Annotated in this window: 14 protein-coding genes; 11 read left to right on the forward strand and 3 right to left on the reverse strand. The window is 43.8% G+C overall.

The window, feature by feature from the left end; genetic code table 11:
• The first annotated feature begins 76 nt into the window (after nt 1–76).
• Nucleotides 77–1,678: a SulP family inorganic anion transporter gene (locus AAGA18_00670; protein ID MEM9443839.1), complete on the forward strand. Its 1,602-nt coding sequence runs from the start codon at nt 77–79 to the stop codon at nt 1,676–1,678.
• Nucleotides 1,679–1,750: 72 nt separating this feature from the next.
• Nucleotides 1,751–2,434, forward strand: coding sequence for a zinc metallopeptidase (locus tag AAGA18_00675; protein ID MEM9443840.1), 684 nt, complete (start codon nt 1,751–1,753; stop codon nt 2,432–2,434).
• Nucleotides 2,435–2,451: 17 nt separating this feature from the next.
• On the opposite strand, the gene AAGA18_00680 is transcribed toward AAGA18_00675, so the two are convergent.
• Complete coding sequence (locus AAGA18_00680; protein MEM9443841.1) at nt 2,452–3,219, reverse strand: sulfite exporter TauE/SafE family protein; 768 nt, start codon at nt 3,217–3,219, stop codon at nt 2,452–2,454.
• Between the two features lie 86 nt (nt 3,220–3,305).
• On the opposite strand from AAGA18_00680, the gene metF reads away from it, so the two are divergent.
• The 7 genes from metF to AAGA18_00715 are packed head-to-tail and all read left to right on the forward strand — an operon-like array spanning nt 3,306 to nt 8,045.
• Nucleotides 3,306–4,181, forward strand: coding sequence for a methylenetetrahydrofolate reductase [NAD(P)H] (gene metF / locus AAGA18_00685; GenBank protein MEM9443842.1), 876 nt, complete (start codon nt 3,306–3,308; stop codon nt 4,179–4,181).
• A 21-nt stretch (nt 4,182–4,202) separates the two neighbouring features.
• Nucleotides 4,203–5,246: a TIGR00730 family Rossman fold protein gene (locus AAGA18_00690; GenBank protein MEM9443843.1), complete on the forward strand. Its 1,044-nt coding sequence runs from the start codon at nt 4,203–4,205 to the stop codon at nt 5,244–5,246.
• Nucleotides 5,247–5,271: 25 nt separating this feature from the next.
• Nucleotides 5,272–5,730: a L,D-transpeptidase gene (locus AAGA18_00695; protein MEM9443844.1), complete on the forward strand. Its 459-nt coding sequence runs from the start codon at nt 5,272–5,274 to the stop codon at nt 5,728–5,730.
• A 51-nt stretch (nt 5,731–5,781) separates the two neighbouring features.
• The gene (locus AAGA18_00700) at nt 5,782–6,831 is read left to right on the forward strand and encodes an HAD hydrolase-like protein (protein MEM9443845.1); all 1,050 of its coding nucleotides are present in this window, start codon (nt 5,782–5,784) and stop codon (nt 6,829–6,831) included.
• A complete protein-coding gene (gene folB, locus AAGA18_00705; protein ID MEM9443846.1) occupies nt 6,828–7,181 on the forward strand; it encodes a dihydroneopterin aldolase in 354 nt (117 codons plus the stop codon). Before AAGA18_00700 ends, folB begins: the two co-directional genes overlap by 4 nt.
• A 47-nt stretch (nt 7,182–7,228) precedes the next feature.
• Nucleotides 7,229–7,702, forward strand: a complete 474-nt coding sequence (locus tag AAGA18_00710) for a cyclic nucleotide-binding domain-containing protein (GenBank protein ID MEM9443847.1) — start codon at nt 7,229–7,231, stop codon at nt 7,700–7,702.
• 4 nt (nt 7,703–7,706) lie between these two features.
• On the forward strand, nt 7,707–8,045 hold the full coding sequence (locus tag AAGA18_00715) for an MGMT family protein (GenBank protein ID MEM9443848.1): 339 nt from the start codon (nt 7,707–7,709) through the stop codon (nt 8,043–8,045).
• Here the strand turns inward: AAGA18_00715 and AAGA18_00720 are convergent.
• Together AAGA18_00720 and AAGA18_00725 are read right to left on the reverse strand one after the other, a co-directional pair.
• Nucleotides 8,042–10,558 (reverse strand): ATP-dependent Clp protease ATP-binding subunit, encoded by a 2,517-nt coding sequence (locus AAGA18_00720; protein ID MEM9443849.1) that lies wholly within the window; start codon nt 10,556–10,558, stop codon nt 8,042–8,044. The genes AAGA18_00715 and AAGA18_00720 overlap by 4 nt on opposite strands.
• Before the next feature lie 27 nt (nt 10,559–10,585).
• Nucleotides 10,586–11,665, reverse strand: a complete 1,080-nt coding sequence (locus AAGA18_00725) for a protein arginine kinase (GenBank protein MEM9443850.1) — start codon at nt 11,663–11,665, stop codon at nt 10,586–10,588.
• Between the two features lie 202 nt (nt 11,666–11,867).
• Here AAGA18_00725 and AAGA18_00730 point away from each other — a divergent pair, with 202 nt between their 5' ends.
• Complete coding sequence (locus AAGA18_00730; GenBank protein MEM9443851.1) at nt 11,868–12,347, forward strand: Rrf2 family transcriptional regulator; 480 nt, start codon at nt 11,868–11,870, stop codon at nt 12,345–12,347.
• A gap of 310 nt (nt 12,348–12,657) precedes the next feature.
• Nucleotides 12,658–15,786, forward strand: a complete 3,129-nt coding sequence (locus AAGA18_00735) for an SNF2-related protein (protein MEM9443852.1) — start codon at nt 12,658–12,660, stop codon at nt 15,784–15,786.
• Nucleotides 15,787–15,806: the final 20 nt, after the last annotated feature.

Genomic DNA, 15,806 nt, shown 5'->3' on the forward strand with positions numbered 1-15,806 from the left:
GTGTTTTAAAAATTTAAATGAAAGAAGTCATTACTTGCCTAACAAACATTACAACCTATCTTGTCGCCAAACCGTAATGAGAAACTTTGTTAAAAATTATCAGTTTATCGACAGGGCTCAAGGTTCTATTAGGTCTGATGTCCTCTCGGGTTTGACGGTTGCTCTAGCGCTTGTCCCAGAAGCAGTGGCATTTGCCTTTGTTGCGGGAGTTGCACCGGTTGTCGGTTTGTATGGGGCATTTTTCATGGGGCTTGTCACCGCGCTTATAGGAGGCAGGCCGGGTATGATTTCTGGTGCAACGGGTGCGATGGCTGTCGTGATGGTTCATCTCGTTTACGAGGGCAACGAGATAGAATCCGGTTTCGGCGTGCAGTATTTATTCGCCACTTTATTGCTTACAGGAGCCTTGCAAATCTTAGCTGGAGTTTTGAAGTTGGGTAAATTTGCTCGTATGATCCCCCATTCCGTGATGATGGGTTTTGTCAATGGCCTAGCAATTGTCATCTTCCTCTCCCAATTGCAGATGTTCAAGGTGGATGATAAGTGGCTATCTGGAGGTCCATTATGGACTATGCTTGGACTCGTGTTCCTTACCATGGCAATCATGGTTGGGTTGCCAAAGCTCACTAAAAAAGTTCCCGCAGCCTTAGTGGCCATTATTGTTGTTAGTCTAATGGTCATCTTTTTGGGAGTAGAAACTGCCACGGTGAAATCATTTATCGAGTCGGGTGGAGGCAGCGGTATTCAAGCGGGCTTGCCTAGTTTTGCGATCCCTATGATTCCTTTGAACTTGGACACTTTGGCATTTATTGCACCATATGCTTTTATACTTTCAGCGATCGGCCTGATTGAATCATTAATGACCTTGACCCTTATTGACGAGCTTACAGAGACTCGTGGTAGTGGCAGCCGTGAATGCATAGCTCAGGGCACTGGTAATCTGCTCAGTGGTTTTTTTGGGGGTATGGGTGGCTGTGCCATGATAGGGCAAAGCATTATTAATATTAAATCAGGTGGAAGAGGTCGCCTATCTGGTATAGTAGCGGCGCTTGCTCTACTAGCTTTTATTCTTTTTGCTGCCACTTACATTGAAATGATTCCTATTGCAGCACTGACGGGGGTCATGTTCATGGTTGTTGTAGGAACCTTTGCTTGGAGCACTTTTAAAATACTCAACAAGGTTCCTATGGCAGATGTCTTTGTCATAGTAGTCGTCACGGCATTGACTGTCATCTTTGATCTAGCCATAGCGGTAATTATTGGTGTGGTTATTTCGGCATTGGTTTTTGCTTGGAGCCATGCCATGCGTATTCACGCTGAGAAGTACATTGATGATCATGGTATTAAACACTATGAGATTGATGGGCCACTCTTCTTTGGATCCACGACAACTTTTAATAGGTTATTTACGGTAAAGGATGATCCGCAAGAAGTTATCATAGATTTCGCGGGATCCAGAGTAATGGATCAGTCCGCTATTGAATCGATCAATAAGCTGGCGGAGAAATATGCTAAGCAGCGCAAGACTATCCACCTACGTCATTTGAGCCCTGATTGTGTGAAGCTAATTAAAAAAGCTGAAAAAATTTGTGACGTAAATGTCCTTGAGGATCCCAACTACTATGTTGCCATCAGTGAATACAATAAGCTTCGAGAACAAGCCCAGACTGCAAGTTAATGCAAAGATAGCTAAATTGTGGAACTTGCGGTTCGAATAATTTAATATACACTTACGTCAAAAGGATTAATTATGCTCTTGTTATTAATATTTGGTTTCACATTAATTATTTCACTCCTTGCATCATGGAATGTGAAAAATACTTACAGGAAATACAGCCGGATGAGGACCCGTTCGGGCTACTCAGGCGCGCAAGTGGCAGATCGTATTCTCTCAGCAGCCGGCATTCGTGATGTTGATGTCATAGAACACCAGTCTTTTTTAGGAGATCACTATGATCCCATCAATAAACGCTTGGTGCTATCCTCAGAAAATTACCATGGAGACTCTCCAGCGGCCTTAGGAGTTGCAGCTCACGAATGTGGTCACGCTATCCAACATAAAGCAGCATACGGACCTCTACAATGGCGTATGGCTTCCGTTGGCGTCACCAACTATGCTAATCAAGTGGTCACATGGTTACCTCTAGTAGGTTTATTTCTTGGGCTATTTACTCCTCCTACTTATTTTCTAATCATGGCAATAGGCTGGGGGGTTATCATGGCTTTTAACCTAATTACTTTACCTGTGGAGTTTGATGCTTCGAAGCGTGCAGCTGTGATTCTCAATAAAATGAATTTCATTCAAACAGATGAAGAAAATACTGCTATGCGGAAAGTGCTTGGAGCAGCGGCTTTGACCTACGTAGCTGCATTTGTTACTTCACTACTTTACATGCTCTATTATTTACTACCGCTTTTGTTGAGACGTGACTAGAGGTTGCCGTTTGTTTTCTAAACATGAATGACCATTTTTAGTCCTGATATAATTATAAGCATCCAAATCAATGTCGAGAACTGCTTCTGAGGGATGTATTTGACAATCTGAGGCGCTATGCCTGCGCTCACAGCTGCAACTAAGCCTAGTGCAATGCTTAACTGGAGAGATGTAAAGCTGATGTTATCCAAGGAAGCTTGAAAAGGAATTTTGAAAACGTTTATTAGAAAGAAGAACCAAGCACTGGTGCTGATAAAGGCATATTTCGGCAACTTCATAGCCATGAGGTAAAATGCGGCTATAGGTCCAGCAGCATTTGCCAACATGGTGGCGACACCCCCCAGTAAGCCCGTGCAGATGACAAACCACTTACTCTTTTCGTAGGGGAGCCCGTTCTTGATCGCAGTCGGCCTCCGTAGGTCTAGCTGCTTTTTCAGAAAGTGCAGGCCTGTCATGATTAAAAGGATGCTGCCAATAATGACTTGGAAAAGATCCGCAGGGATAGTGTTAAAGAGAAAAGTTGCCAGAATCACACCTGCCGCACTAATAGGGAATAGCTTGGCTATCATTTTCCATTCTGCGTGCTGCCGATATATAACAATTGCAACAACATCAGCAAAGATGAGAACAGGTAATAGAATGCCTACGGACTCCTTAGGACTGAATATTTGGGCGTAAATGGCAACGGTTAAATTTCCTATGCCAGGTATCCCTCCTTTGCCAAGGCCTACACAGATTGCTCCAATGATGGCAAATATCCATTGTTCTTGTGACAAAGTTGGCATTTTAGAAAAAATTTACGTACTTGTTTGTATAGAAAAGTCAATTAGCCTGATGCATTCGGCTAATGAAGAAAAGAAGTTTATAACATATGCTGGTAAAAGAGATTTTAGAAAAGGCTAATCCGGCTTTTAGTTTCGAGTTTTTCCCTCCCAAGAAGGATGCGGATTCTGAGGCGCTTTTCCACACAATCCGAGATTTGGTTCCTTTAAAGCCATCCAGCGTCAGCGTTACATACGGTGCTGGTGGAACGACCCGCGATCGCACCCATAAGCTTATTAAGAGAATACAAAGTGAGACAGATCTGACAGTTGTTTCGCACCTTACTTGTGTTGGGGCTAGCAAAGATGAAATTAAGGAAATTCTAGAAACCTACCAACAGAGTGACATCAATAATATCCTTGCCTTGAGAGGCGACCCACCCAAAGGCCAGAGAGATTGGCAGGCGCATCCGGATGGATTTGTTTATGCCTCTGAACTGGTAGCCTTTATTAAGAAAAATTTTCCAGAGATGGGTATAGGCGTAGCGGGTTTTCCCGAAGGGCATCCTCAGACACCCAATCGGCTGCAAGAGTTGGACTACTTAAAGTCTAAAGTCGACGCGGGGGCTGACTATATAGTGACACAGCTATTTTTTGATAATCGCGATTTTTATGATTTCTGTGAGCGCTGCGAGCTAGTAGGGATTAACATTCCCATTATAGCCGGTATCATGCCAGTTACGAGCCGCTCGGGCATGATTCGAATGGCAGAATTAGCTGCTGGCGCCAGAATTCCAGCTCGCTTATTCAAAGCAGTCGCCCGAGCAGAAACCGATCAAGCGGTAGAAAAAGTAGGTGTGCATTGGGCCACTGAACAAGTCAGAGATTTAGTCGATAATAAGAGTAGAGGAATACACTTTTATACGCTCAATAAAGCTAAAGCGACGCGCCAGATTTACGAGACGTTGAGTGTGATTCCCACTTAAATATCGTAATTTAGAATAGATATGTCAGAAAGAAAGAAACCCTGGCTCTCTACAGGGAATAAAGAAATCGACCTGCAACTCAAGGACCTGGTAACAAATGCCAGAATTTCATGTGATCCTGAATTCTTCCAAGAAATTTTAGTAACAGTCATGAAATTTGCTCAGGATAATCCGAATCCTGCAGATATACGCCTTGTCAATAAAGCGCTGAAAGAACTCTGTCGGGTAAATACCATCTTTCAACCCTACAAGGGCATTAAAAAAGTGGCCGTTTTTGGATCTGCAAGGACAGAGCCGGAGGCGCCGGAATACATAGCAGCCAAAGATTTTGGTAAGATTATGAAAGAGTCTGGCTTCATGATCATTACCGGGGGAGGCGATGGTATTATGGGTGCAGCTCAGGCGGGTGCAGGTCGCGATAGAGGCTTTGCTCTTAATATTCAGCTACCTTTCGAGCAATCAGCTAATGCTACTATAGAGGGAGACCCGAAACTATTTACTTTCAAATATTTTTTTACTCGTAAGCTGCATTTTGTCAAAAATGCCGACGCCATTACACTTTTCCCCGGAGGTTTTGGCACCATGGACGAGGGCTTTGAAGCAATGACTCTTATGCAAACAGGAAAAGCTCCGGTTTTACCAGTTGTCATGGTGGATGCACCTAAGGGAAAATATTGGAAGACGTTTGAAAACTACTTGAGGGAACATTTGCTGAGAGCTGGACTGATCTCCGAGCAGGATTTTAATCTATTCAAAGTGACGGATGATCCAGAGGAAGCGCGCAAAGAGATTCTCAATTTCTACTATAATTTTCATTCCTACCGAGATGTGAATGAATTGCTTTCTATTCGAATGCAGAGGCCTATAACTGAGGGAGCACTAAAACGTATAGAAGATGACTTCAATGATATCATAGTGGAGGGGGGGCGTATGAAGATCTCTAAAGCGCTACCAGAGGAGCTAAATGAAGTGGCTATTGCAGACTTGCCAAGGCTAGTATTTCCATTTGATAGAAGGTCCTATGGGCGTTTACGGATGCTTATTGATCGTATCAATTTGTTTTAATAACAAAATTCGCTAGCTTCGGCTTATGTCCCGCAAAGTCATTGTGCAAGTAAAAGATCTAAAAGTTTTTTTGTTGGAAGATGGTGAAGTCTCTTGGGAAGCTGCGTGCTCAACATCCAAGTTTGGTTTAGGAATGGAGGCCGGGAGTTACAAAACGCCTCTAGGCTATTTCACTGTTTCAGAGAAAATAGGAGAGGGTCAACCAATCTTTACTATTTTTAAGGGGCGTCAACCTGTGGGCCTATGGGATGCTAACGCTGGGTCACGTGAGGGAGACTTAATCTTAACGAGGATCCTTTGGTTAGAGGGAAAGGAACAAAAAAACGAAAACACTAAAGAACGCTACATCTATTTTCACGGGACGAATCAAGAGCATCTAATTGGAACACCTGCCAGCCATGGGTGTGTACGATTGACAAATAAAGATATGCTAAAGCTTTTTAGCTACGTTGAGGTGGGAGATATAGTTGAGATAATTGCCTAGCTTCGCATTGAACCCTTTTCATTTTCAACTTTGGGCTTAGCCTCATTAGCTATGGCAATCATACGTCACGTCATATTAGATTGGTCTGGAACGGTGGTAGATGATTTGTCGCCCGTCATTGAAGCTACAAATAAAATTTTTGAATCCTACCAAAAGCGGTCTTGGTCACGTGATGAGTTTAAAGAAAAGTTTTTTCTACCCTTTCCTGAATTCTATAAGAAATATCTTTCAGATGTATCTATGGAAGAGATAAATCGTGTCTATCATGAAACTTTCAAAACGTTGCAGGGCGACATTACCCTGTTGTCGGGCGCTAAAGACTTGTTGGATTACTGTCGCAATGAAAAATTATCCTTATTCGTACTCAGCACCATTCACCCGGACCACTTTCGTGAGCAGGCTCCTCGTCTACAAGTCGATCAGTACTTTAAAAAGGCTTATGTGGGTATCATGGATAAACGAAAAAAGATTCAGGAGATTTTAATAGAAAATGAACTTAAGGCCGAAGAGACATTGTTTATTGGAGATATGCAACATGATATTGAGACAGCTCATGCCGGAGGCGTGCAAAGCGGTGCGGTTTTAACTGGCTACGATTCCTTTGACAAACTCAAGTTGGTAGGTCCTGATTTGATTTTTCGTAATTTGTCTGAAGTAAAAGGCTATCTTGAAAGGCATCGATCTGAGCCTAGCTATTATCCGATTGCAACAGTCGGTGCTCTCATCGTAGGCCCTGATGGGCGATTGCTCATGTTTAGAACCCAGAAATGGAGCAATCGCTGGGGGATTCCTGGTGGTAAAATAAAAACGAATGAGACAGCTATCGATGCACTTCATCGAGAAGTGAAAGAGGAAACAGGGTTAAATATTCGAGATATCGAATTTGTTACCGTGCAGGATTGTATTAGCTCCGTCGAATTTTATAAGCCTGCACATTTTCTTTTACTCAATTATATAGCCCATACGGATGAAACAAATGTGATGATTAATGAAGAGGCTGAAGAGTACAAATGGACTACTTGGGACGAAGTCTATGAGCTTGATTTAAATGTGCCTACGAAAGTATTGCTTGAAGAAGCAGAGAATAAGTTAAAACAATGAAGGAAGATTTAATTAAAATTGAAGGCCAAGAGGTTTGGTGTCACATAGGTGTTCCAGACGAAGAGCGAGCCGAAAAGCAACGCCTGGAAATCTCCGTGGAGTTTCCTGTGGGCAATGCTCGTGAAGCTGCACGTCTGGACTGCTTGACTAAAAGTGTGGACTACTTTTCCGTCAGTGAAAGTATCAAGAAGATCGCTTCTGAAAAACCAAGGAAACTCATCGAAACTTTGGCCGAGGAAATGGCTGTAAAACTACGTAAAGAATTCTCACTGAACGGGATAGAGGTGGAGGTGCGGAAATTTATTTTAAAGGGCACTAAGTGGGTGAGCATAAAAATTCAGAGACCATGAATGATCAAGAAGATTGTCAACGCCCGTTTTTAGTATAAATTGTCGCCATGTCCATCACATTCAGTGAAATCAGTAGGATGACTCTTTTTCGTGGCTTCGATCCGAATTTCGTCAAGATGCTTGACCTCTTTTTCTTTGAGCGAAACTATGAATCAGACATGGTGCTTGTACAAAGTGGCGAGCCACAAGATAGATTTTTTATAATGATAGCGGGTGAAGTCGAGGTCTATCAGGAGGTTGATGACAAAAGAGTTTCTTTAGCAGTTCTATCCGCCGGCCAGTTTTTTGGTGAGATGAATCTCTTTGATCCCGGTGAGGCAACAGCAAGTGTAGCCACTCTTACACCGGTGAAGACTCTTGAAATCACCAACACAAAGTTTCGCTCATTTATTTCTAATAGGCCTGAGCTAGCCGCAGACTTTACATTCCAATTGGCAACCACCATTGTGAAGCGCTTTCGAGCTAGTAAGGAGACATTAATGAGTCAGATCAACCAGCCGCAAGCACAGCCTCAAGCTTAGCCTCATGCAGTCAAGAGAGATTACTCCATTTCAAAAGAGTGTTTACGATGCCACAAGTCTCATCCCTAAAGGAAGTGTAACCACCTACAAATTGCTAGGGCAGATGGTGGGCTGTAGAAGCCCACGCGCTATTGGTCAGGCGCTTCGTCTTAATCCTTTTGCCCCCGAAGTGCCTTGTCACAGAGTTGTCAAAACAGATCTTTCGCTTGGAGGATATATGGGCCAGGAAAGCCCCAGTCCAGAGTTGAAAAAAAAGAAACACCTTCTAGCGCTAGAAGGTGTTCGATTTATAGAAAAGAACCGAATAAATCCTCAGGATTTGTGGACCCCAACTATGCATTAATGCGGTGTTGACTTGGAGGCCGTAGCGTTGGAAGCCTTTTTCGTAGGCTTTTTCACTTTGAAGATGATGACATCATCTTTTACCTTCGCTTCAACTTTATCTCCCGCTTTGATTTCGGCGCGTATAATCTCTTCCGCTATGGGGTCCTCTAAATGGCGTTCTATCGCCCGGCGTAATGGACGTGCCCCGTAAGCGGGATCATGCCCCTTATCAATGAGGAAATTGATGGCCTCATTTGTCAAAACGAGCTCAATCTCTCTACCTTCTAATCGGTCTACAACTCTTGCAACTTCAATATTGACGATCTTACTGAGGTGCTCTTTGTTCAAGGAGTGGAATACGATAATATCATTTAAGCGGTTCAGGAATTCAGGTTTGAAGACTTTCTTGGCCTCTTCTAATAACTTGGATTTGATTGCCTCATAGTCTTCCTCTTCAGACTGCATGCCAAAACCCATTGAGTTACCCTTCTTAATTAATTCGGCACCAACATTTGAGGTCATAATAATTATCGTGTTACGGAAATCAATTTTGCGAGAAAGGCTGTCAGTTACTTGCCCGTCCTCTAAAATCTGCAGAAGAACATTCCACACATCGGGGTGAGCCTTTTCGATTTCGTCAAATAGCACTACACTGTATGGACGGCGGCGAACTTTCTCTGTCAGTTGGCCACCTTCTTCATATCCAACATACCCAGGAGGGGAACCGATCAATCGAGAAACATTGAATTTCTCCATATATTCACTCATGTCTAATTGGATTAGCGCATCTTCTTCTCCAAAGACATGCTTGGCTAAACACTTGGCTAGATGTGTTTTACCCACACCGGTAGGTCCAAGGAATATAAACGAACCAATAGGGCGCTTAGGATCTTTAAGATCTGCTCTGGAACGACGAAGTGCTTTTGCTAAAGCCTCAACTGCTTCATCTTGCCCCACTACCTTGCTATGAAGTTCGTCAGCAATACTCAACAGCTGAGACATCTCTTTCTCTTCCATGCGTGTGAGAGGAACACCGGTCCATTTAGAAACAATGTGCATAATGTCGTCATCTGTGACGAGCACTTCCTGTTCATCTCGCTTTTTGCGCCATTCTTCAAGAGACTTTTCCAAATCTTCCTTCGCCGCTTTTTCTTGATCTCGGAGAGATGCCGCTTTTTCAAAGTCCTGGTCCTTGATTGCCGCCTCCTTATCTTCCTTGATCTTGTCGATACCACCTTCTTTGTCTTTGAGGTCCTTTGGCAACATGGTGGCCCCAATTCGGGCTCTGGCGCCTGCTTCATCCATGATATCAATGGCTTTATCCGGTAAGAAGCGATTAGTTAGGTAGCGGTCACTAAGACGTACGGCAGCAACTAGCGCATCATCTGTGATTTTAGCTTTATGGTGCTGCTCATATTTAGGGCGCAGGCCTTTAAGAATTTCAACGGCTTCGTCCACGCTTGGCGCATCCACTTTGACATTTTGGAAGCGGCGCTCTAGTGCAGAATCCTTCTCGATGTATTTGCGATATTCGTTGAGGGTCGTAGCTCCAATGCACTGAAGCTCACCACGTGAAAGTGCTGGCTTTATGATGTTAGAGGCATCCATAGCGCCCTCGGCAGAGCCCGCGCCAACGATTGTATGCATTTCATCTATGAATAAGATAACGTTCTTTGACTTGCGAATCTCTTCCATAACGGCCTTAATGCGCTCTTCAAACTGTCCTCTATACTTTGTGCCGGCAACCATGAGTGCCAGATCAAGTGTGACGACCTTTTTGTCTCGTAAAATTTCAGGGACATTACCATCACTGATTTCTTGAGCGAGTCCTTCGACGATAGCGGTTTTACCAACTCCTGCCTCTCCAATGAGAACAGGGTTATTTTTGGTGCGTCGGCATAAGATCTGAATGACACGCTCTATTTCTTCTTTGCGTCCTATAACGGGATCAAGTTCAGTTTTTTGAGCGAGCTCTGTTAAGTCTCTACCAAAAGCTTTTAGTGCCGGTGTCTTGACATCTTTCTTCTGACCACTCATACCAGGTTCCCCACCTGCGGAGGCAGTTCCAAAATCATCTTCCCCTTCAGATCCTTCAAAGTTAGGGTCTAGTTCTTTAAGAACCTCATTACGGGCGCGTTCGATATCAATATCAAGACTCTTGAGGACACGAGCAGCTACGCCATCTCCTTCACGTAAAAGGCCTAATAAAATATGCTCTGTTCCGACGTAGCTGTGATGTAGAGCTTTGGCTTCCTTACCCGCCAGGGCCAAAACTTTTTTAACGCGAGGTGTGTAGGGAATATTGCCAGACATTTTTGTGTCAGGGCCAGAACCCACCTGCTTTTCAACTTCCATCCGGACCGTTTCTAAATCCAAGCCCATCTTCTGTAGGACATTCACAGCAACTCCCTGTCCAAGTTTAATTAGGCCGAGTAATAAATGCTCTGTCCCAACGTAGTTGTGATTGAACCGATCTGCTTCTTTTCGAGCAAGTGCTAGAACTTGCTGAGCTCGCGGTGTAAAATTGTTCATATTTTCCTATCCTCTCAAACTATCATTTCAAAAGCTTAACTTCTTTATAGAAGGTTCTGCTATTTCCTTCAGCTTACCCCTCAGTAAGTCTGCCCGGAAAGCATCCCTTTCTTCTGCATTGAGCTTCTTGTCAGCAGCCTTTTGCAAATGAGCAGGTTGCGTGGTTATAAATAGATCATCGATCTTTGAGCGCAAATTATTAGGCAAGATTCCAAGATCTACGCCTAATCGTAACATGGAGAGCAGATTTAGGGCCTCTTTGGATGAAATTGAGTAAGCATAACTCATAACTCCGTAAGCTCTACCCATCTGATCTGCAATCATGCGTCCTTTCTCTTGCAAAAGCTTTTGACGTGCATTTTGCTCATGTTCTATCAAATTATTTGTGACTTTAAGGATTCGCTCAACGATTTGCTCTTCACTTTCCCCAAGAGTCATTTGATTAGATACTTGAAAAAGATTTCCTAAAGCTTCAGTTCCTTCGCCATATAAACCTCTTACCGCAAGACCAATCTGGTTGATGGACTTGATCACCTGGTTGATTTGCTCGCTCAGAACAAGCCCCGGCAAATGAAGCATCACAGAAGCTCGCATGCCAGTTCCGACATTGGTTGGGCAAGCAGTCAAGTAGCCCAGTGAGGGCGAAAAGGCGTAATCCAATTTACTTTCTAATTGGCTGTCTGCGGAATCCACTTCGTTCCATGCCTCCTTCAACTGAGGGCCCAGTAGTATGGCTTGAAGTCTTAGATGATCTTCTTCATTCACCATAACACTTAAGTTACTGTTCTGACTTACAATAAGACCACTGCCTGCATTCTTGGCAGCATGTTCTCTGCTGATAAGATGTTGCTCGACCAATAACTGTTTTTCTAGGGGAGTAAATTTATCCATCCTGTCATTGATTCTGGCATGCTTCATTTGTGTGAGGGCGGCGACAGAGGGGTGAATTTCATGTAAAAGTTTTTCTCGGTTATCTTTCTTGAGCCATCCCGGAAAAGCATGATTACTGACATTCCGAGCCAGCCTTACACGACTGCTCATAACAATGCCCAAGCCAGGTACAGGTGAATTTTTACCCCCATTATTTTTGTCTTTGGATTCAGCCATCTTATAATAAGGTAAACCTCGCTACGCTAAAATGCAACAGGAAGTCCCAAACTTGTACTTTATCCTTAACCTAATATTTATCAGAAAATGCAGCTGTTTGGTTCTCTATCTGCTCGCCTTAGAAGAGTGCGACTAACCCTCCGAATTTTTTGCTTCGGTCCCCTCGCTTCTACTTTCTTCCTCAGCGTATAGAATATTGACTTTGGCAGGTGTTGTCAGACAACATGGCCTGGGTATGAAAATTTCTAAGAAAAGCGAGTATGGCGTTTGTGCTCTAATTGAAATGACTTTGCAAGCAAGGGCTGGCAAAGAATGGCGGCAAACTTCTCAAATAGCGGAGCGTTCTGGTATACCGGAAAAGTATCTTGAGCAAATACTCTTAACTCTGAAAAAGGGCGGTGTTCTAAAAAGCAAGCGTGGTATCGACGGCGGTTATGCACTGGATGTCGATACCAAGGACATTTCACTATATGAGATTTTCTGTCTGCTTGAAGGGGACCTTTCGCCTAATTCTTCTGGCGCAGACTCCGATGACCCAATCTCCTCGAGTTTAAACCTAGTAACCTCTGAGGCTGCGGAGGCTTCTAAAAACGTTCTTAATAACAAGAAGTTATCTTCTTTAGCAGATCAGGTTGAGCGCCTCAGACGAGAACACCAAACTAATATTGAGTACCAAATTTAAACCGAACGAGTAGAGGTTGAGCGAGATGGGTAAAAGCTTGAGCCCTGAGAAAAAGACAATCGACCAAAATCTATCGATAGGGTAATGACCCTAGGGACTCTATGGTCCGTGAAGCCAGGATCTTGCACAGACCTTTAAGGCTCTATGGCATCATTCGGGTTTATATCATTAACTCTATAGATTCTGTACATGTAGACTTGATCTTCTTTTTTCATCCGGAATAATCGAAAGGATGCCTTATTCTCGGAAAAAATCCGAACCGCTTAGGATCACGAAGGAGTTGCTCCTAGAGATAGGAGGATGGAGAGCTATGAAAGAGGGTAGATCTCTCTTTGAGAGCGGGAAAGTCAAGGCAGTTTCTTACGAACCCCCTATGTTGACAGGGGTGGTTCAAACGGGCACGAGCACGGTTAATGCAAGACTGCATCTTGGATATAGGCTATCTGATGTAGAGAATATGTGCAGCTGCAGACAGGCTCGTGAATACGGCACTATTTGCCCGCATGTCATAGCGGTAGGGTTAGCCTATATCGCTCAAGAACAGCAGGAAGCAATTAACTCTAGTCCAAAACCAAGCAGGACGGCAACCAAATCGGCGGCTCCTGATTTGCCAAAGTTACATTTTACTTCCGTCGATGAAGCTTCAACCTCCTTTATTCCCTTAGAACTTAACATCTTATTACCTACCAACTTAGAAGAAGCTTGGAAGGCAGGAGAAATGCGGGTTATTACTGAGGCAAGTGCAAAGGGTCAACCAATGAAGCCTCTGGATTTCGTGCCTCGTAAGCAGCTTGAACCATATACTGTCAGCGATGCTGACTATCGCTATCTCCAAACCAGTGAGCAACTCAATGGCGGAACAGTTCCAGGTATCTGGCTGTTGCAAGGCAAAGATCTCTTTAACTTTTTTAACAGCATTGTGGGGCATCCACGTATTTGGCTTGGTAAAAAATCCAGACTGCAGGTTTTGGTTTCTCCCCAGAAACCAAAACTCTACTTGGATATTACAGAGCAAGGAGAACTACACCTTCACCTGGAGGAAGATCATCCGCAAGGCGGTTCGCTATTACATACAAGCAGAGGTTTATGGCACTACTATGAGGATCAGCTTCTTCGGCTTAATGAGTTAAATCCCGTTTACCAAGTTCTTGAAGAAAAGGACGTCACCATTCCTCGGGAAAAGCTGTCTCAATTTTTTCAAACAGAGCTTCCATTTCTGGAGCGCCAAGCAGATGTCTCACTGAGTGAGACATGTAAAAAATTAGAGTTCGAAACCATAAGTCCAGAAGTGCATATGAAATTGGATGGCTTGCTCTCTGGTATTAGCTGCAGAGCGGAAGTAAAATACGGGGGCAAAGAGTATTTGCTGCAGGGGCTCCCTGGTAAAAAAGAAAGGCCTGGCAAAGCTGTAGACGATTGGACGCCGGACCCTAACAATCCTTACCGCTATTTTGTAAGAGATAAGAATAAAGAACGCAGAATTCAAAAAGAAATTATTGCTGCTGGGTTTGAGCCAGGTAAGAGGCAACCTGAATTCTATACCCTATCCTCAGAAAATAGAGTGGGTCAATTCTTGGGTAATATTCTACCCATTTGGCAAAATAAATGGCAGATAGAATACTCTGGCCGTTTGACCAATTTCTTAGATCGTTGTGATTTGATTCAGCCCGAAATCATGATCGAATCTAGTGGGGAAGAATGGCTTTCTGTTAGAATTGATTATAAAGAAAAGAACTCTGGGAGCAATCTAACCCCGTCAGAAGTACAAAAGCTGCTCCAGACTGGGCTTAGTCACCACCGTCTCGCTTCCGGACGTATTGCACTGCTTCCTACAGAGTCTGTGGGACAGTTTGAGGAAGTCATTCGAGACTGTGATGTTCAGCAAGATAGTGGAGTCATCAAGCTAGAAAAGCGCTATGCCTGCTACCTTGAAGAAGCTATCAAATCTCAAAACTGGGAAGTCATCTGTCGTGATGAATGGGAAACCCTAAAAAATTTTAGCAACCCGGATCCTGTGGCGATTCCCAATGAGATTCAGAAGCTTCTAAGACCTTACCAGAATAAAGGGGTATACTGGATTCATCACCTGGCGCGCCACAAAATGTCTGGTGTCTTGGCAGATGAAATGGGATTAGGAAAGACCCTGCAAACTCTGGCCTTTATCTCTAGCTGGCAGAATGGGTTATCGCCAGGGCAAGGTCAGCCCTGTTTAGTCATCTGTCCTACGAGCTTGGTTTATAACTGGGCCAATGAAGCGAGTAAGTTTGTGCCATGGCTCAAGACCTTGGTCATTCATGGTCCCAAACGTAAGAATCTTTTCGAGAAGATTGGCGAGCATGAAATTATCATTACCTCCTATGCTCTATTGAGAAGAGATATAGAGTACTACAAGAAAATGGACTTTAAATGTGTTATCTTGGATGAAGCACAATTTATCAAGAACCGCTCCAGTCAAAATGCTAAGTGCGTGAAGTCTCTTAAAACACACTATCGCCTTGTGCTTACCGGCACCCCCATCGAGAATTCCTTATTTGATCTATGGTCTATCTTTGACTTCCTCATGCCTGGCTATTTGGGTAATGCTACAGATTTTAAGGACCGTTACGAAGTGCCCATTGGCAAAATGAATGATGAGAAAGCTCACCGCCGTCTCCAACAAAGACTTCGCCCGTTCATTTTACGACGCACCAAAATGGAAGTAGCGAAGGATCTTCCAGAGCGTCTGGAACACATCACCTTCTGCGATCTGACGAACGAACAAAAGAGTGTCTATAACTCTATTTTAGACCAAAGCCGGCGTGAGGTCTTTGAGAGAATGGGCCAGAATGGTAAAGGCAAAATGGCGGTCCTTACAGCACTCACTCGTCTTCGCCAGATTAGCTGTCACCTGGGGCTATTACCACACCTGGAAACCAAAGAGTGGACGGAACCATCCTCTAAAATGGATTACTTCCTGGGACTTCTGCAGCAAGCCATAGATGGTAATCACCGAGTTCTCGTATTCAGCCAATTTGTGCGCCTACTGAAATTAGCGGAACAAGAATTAAAGCAAAAAGAGATCAAATACTGTTATCTCGATGGAAGCACCATCGCACGACAAGAAGTCGTGCAGACATTCCAACAAGATGATTCTATACCAGTCTTCCTTATCAGCCTAAAAGCCGGAGGAACAGGTATGAATCTCACAGCCGCCGATACCGTGATTCACTTTGACCCTTGGTGGAATCCTGCTACCGAAGACCAAGCGACTGCTCGAGCACACAGAATTGGACAAAACAAAATAGTAAGCTCTTACAAACTCATTGCCCGTGGCACTGTGGAAGAAAAAATTATCAACCTACAACAAAAGAAGAAAGATCTAGCAGCCAACACCTTGGTCAGCGAAGAAGCTTTTGTGCAAAATCTAAGCTGGGAAGATCTTCAAGGCCTATTGGACTAGCTTACTTCACGAATGATATT

This window comes from Verrucomicrobiota bacterium (genome assembly GCA_039192515.1).
Classification (GTDB): Bacteria; Verrucomicrobiota; Verrucomicrobiia; order Methylacidiphilales; family JBCCWR01; genus JBCCWR01.

Bases quoted from the DNA above. Each gene is read 5' to 3' on its own strand.
- AAGA18_00715 (MEM9443848.1), top strand. From the start codon at position 7,707: ATGCAGTCAAGAGAGATTACTCCATTTCAAAAGAGTGTTTACGATGCC.
- AAGA18_00720 (MEM9443849.1), bottom strand. From the start codon at position 10,558: ATGAACAATTTTACACCGCGAGCTCAGCAAGTTCTAGCACTTGCTCGA.
- AAGA18_00680 (MEM9443841.1), bottom strand. From the start codon at position 3,219: ATGCCAACTTTGTCACAAGAACAATGGATATTTGCCATCATTGGAGCA.
- folB (MEM9443846.1), top strand. From the start codon at position 6,828: ATGAAGGAAGATTTAATTAAAATTGAAGGCCAAGAGGTTTGGTGTCAC.
- AAGA18_00700 (MEM9443845.1), top strand. From the start codon at position 5,782: ATGGCAATCATACGTCACGTCATATTAGATTGGTCTGGAACGGTGGTA.
- AAGA18_00735 (MEM9443852.1), top strand. From the start codon at position 12,658: ATGAAAGAGGGTAGATCTCTCTTTGAGAGCGGGAAAGTCAAGGCAGTT.
- AAGA18_00690 (MEM9443843.1), top strand. From the start codon at position 4,203: ATGTCAGAAAGAAAGAAACCCTGGCTCTCTACAGGGAATAAAGAAATC.
- AAGA18_00725 (MEM9443850.1), bottom strand. From the start codon at position 11,665: ATGGCTGAATCCAAAGACAAAAATAATGGGGGTAAAAATTCACCTGTA.
- AAGA18_00695 (MEM9443844.1), top strand. From the start codon at position 5,272: ATGTCCCGCAAAGTCATTGTGCAAGTAAAAGATCTAAAAGTTTTTTTG.
- metF (MEM9443842.1), top strand. From the start codon at position 3,306: ATGCTGGTAAAAGAGATTTTAGAAAAGGCTAATCCGGCTTTTAGTTTC.
- AAGA18_00675 (MEM9443840.1), top strand. From the start codon at position 1,751: ATGCTCTTGTTATTAATATTTGGTTTCACATTAATTATTTCACTCCTT.
- AAGA18_00670 (MEM9443839.1), top strand. From the start codon at position 77: ATGAGAAACTTTGTTAAAAATTATCAGTTTATCGACAGGGCTCAAGGT.
- AAGA18_00710 (MEM9443847.1), top strand. From the start codon at position 7,229: ATGTCCATCACATTCAGTGAAATCAGTAGGATGACTCTTTTTCGTGGC.